The 2,393-nt window shown below is 57.4% G+C and carries 2 protein-coding genes and 1 pseudogene; 1 reads left to right on the plus strand and 2 read right to left on the minus strand.

Features of this window, described 5'->3' with window-relative positions; genetic code table 11:
* A partial coding sequence (locus G7Y52_RS14750; RefSeq protein ID WP_165068458.1) for a transposase occupies window positions 1-414 on the plus strand: 414 nt, incomplete at its 5' end.
* A 12-nt stretch (window positions 415-426) separates the two neighbouring features.
* Here the strand turns inward: G7Y52_RS14750 and G7Y52_RS14755 are convergent.
* Together G7Y52_RS14755 and G7Y52_RS14760 are read right to left on the minus strand one after the other, a co-directional pair.
* Entirely contained in the window at window positions 427-1,155 is a 729-nt protein-coding gene (locus tag G7Y52_RS14755; RefSeq protein ID WP_165073223.1) for a hypothetical protein, read from the minus strand.
* Window positions 1,152-2,393 (minus strand): annotated as a pseudogene (locus G7Y52_RS14760) (hypothetical protein); the annotation flags it as partial. The gene G7Y52_RS14755 and the pseudogene G7Y52_RS14760, both read right to left, overlap by 4 nt.

A 2,393-nucleotide genomic window follows, 5' to 3' on the forward strand; every position in this document is an offset into this window, starting at 1 on the left:
GGACGTTGGGAAAGGATAAGCATACTTTCAGCAATCCGGGTAACGGGAGAAACTTGCAGTGTTGTTTTTGATGGGGCACTGGATGGAAAAATGTACAATGCTTATATTGAAAAATTTCTTCTTCCAACGCTTAAAGCTAACGATGTTGTTATAATGGATAATTTGAATGTCCATAAATCAAAAACAGCCCAAAACTTGATAAGGGAAAAAGGCTGCAAGTATATTTTCCTTCCAGAATACAGCCCGGATTTAAATCCCATTGAAAAGATGTGGAGCAAAGTGAAACAATTACTTCGGGGTATGAAAGCAAAAACATGTGATGAACTGTACAAGTCCATTGGAAAAGCATTAAGTTGTATCACACAAAAAGACGCTGAAGGATGGTTTAAATCCTGTGGCTATGTAAAAAGTTAAAAGCAAAATGCTCTAGACCACATGGTTGTTCAGTGATTCCATGACCGCAGCCACCCGCTCCTCATGGATTTTTCGCGCCGCCGCGTAGGTCTGCCCGGCGGGCGTTTCCTTCTGTTCCTCCGTCACCACCGGCAGCGGGCGGGGATTGCCGAGCGTCTTTATGGCTTCATGCGCCTGCGCCACCTGATCTTCGGTCAACGTGCTGTGCAGCGGAAAGAGCGCGTTCAGGCTTTCCTGTTCGGAAGGCTGATCTTCGGCCAGCACACGCTGGAGAAATTCCACCGGCTTTTTGGGCGTATGGGCATGTTCAAGCTGCTTTTCACGCATGACGGCGTGGATTTCCTGTCCGGCCTGAGCGCCGAGCTGGATGCCCGCGCCCAGGGAACTGCTCCCGCACAGCCCGGCAGGCTGCGCGGCCTTGCCGTACATGTCCTCTGTTTTCATGGCCTCGCCCGCCACGGCCTGCCCCTTGAGAGCGGCGGCATTGCTCTCCTTGAGCGCGACCAGCGCCCGCACAATGGTGGCGGATTCCGCCTTCAACGTGCCGATGATGTTTTGCGCGGCCAGCAGGATTTCCGAGCGGATGGCCTGCGCTTCCGCCGCCGTATGCGCGTTGACCGCCTGAATGGTTTCGGACTTCGCCGCCGTGACAATGGCTCTGACGGAACCGCAGCCGCAACCTCCGTCCCAGGCCGAAACCGGCAGCAGGACAAGGGCCAGGGCAAAAAAGAGCTTTTTCATTGTTCCCCCGCTACTTCGTTGGCAATTTCCAGAATGACGTTGACGACTTCATCATCGGCGTCGCTCTGGTCTTCGACCTTGCGCCTGCGGCGTTCCACTTCGGCCTTGGCCGAACCGCCCGGAAAACGCGCGGCAAGACGGCGCAAGGCTTCGGACGGCCCCAGGCGCTGATAGAGATTGTTGCGGATTGCCACATCTTCCGTGGTGGTGCTGAACGCCCACAACGATTGCGGCCCTATGGTCAGACTGAGGACAAGCTGGGACATGCCCGAACCTGTCCTGAACAGGGCAATGAGATTGGAACCGGCCTTGCCGGGCTTTCCCAGGCGCGAGAGCGCATGACGGCAGGCTCCGTTCAGGCCGAAGCGTTCTGCCAGGTTGGTGATGCTTTTTTCGGTTCCGGAGCCGAGGATAACCACCGTGGTAGCCAGTTCGTCGGTGATGATTTTCGGGATGTCGTCAATGGACTGCGTGTACAGCCCGATACTCAGGTTCCACTTGCGCGATTCCCGCGCCATTGTGGTCATATCCGCCTGAAGCTGGCCGGATACCGAGACGTTGTTGGTCACGCGATGCGCTTCGTACGGCCCCACGTCCACAATAGACAACCAGGGCAGACGGGAAAGCCCGGCCTGCGTGACAAAGGCGAAGTTCATGGCGTTGAGGAAAACGGACTTTCCCCCGCCCATCGGCGCGACACCCAAATCAATCCACGCAGCCTGTTCCGAGGAGTTCGGCGCGAACGGCATGATTTTGCCGTCCTGAGTGCGGAACAAAAGACTGCCTTCCCGCCACGGAGAAGCCGAACGCAAGGGCCACATGCCGATGGCGTCCTGAAGCGGCGCGGCAGTAATCGGGGCCGGACTGGATGGCATCAGGCCAGGCAGGGTTGCGGTAAAGCCGAGCAGCGGATCGCCGAGTGCTTCCGTCACATCGCACGTTCCCCAGCCCTGAACCGCCTTGGAGAGTTCCGCCACACGACGCCTGAGCAGAAGATGAGCTTCCTGCTCGCTTTCCCGCACACAGGCCCAGGTGCAGAGGCAGATGCGGAACTTCACGCAGCATACGCCTTCCAAATCCAGCGCGCGCAAGCTTTCCACGGCGTTATTGAGCCGTTTGTTGTCCGCGTTGGTGAAGGCCAGAATGGCGGACAGCAGGGGCTTGAGGCCCATGTTCAGGCCGCCGTCTTCCAGCAGAAAGGACATGCGGTACGGCAGCCGCTCGTCCCGCCGCGCCAG

Source organism: Desulfovibrio sp. ZJ200 (assembly GCF_011039095.1).
Taxonomy (GTDB): Bacteria; Desulfobacterota; Desulfovibrionia; order Desulfovibrionales; family Desulfovibrionaceae; genus Desulfovibrio.

Bases quoted from the DNA above. Each gene is read 5' to 3' on its own strand.
- G7Y52_RS14755 (WP_165073223.1), bottom strand. From the start codon at position 1,155: ATGAAAAAGCTCTTTTTTGCCCTGGCCCTTGTCCTGCTGCCGGTTTCG.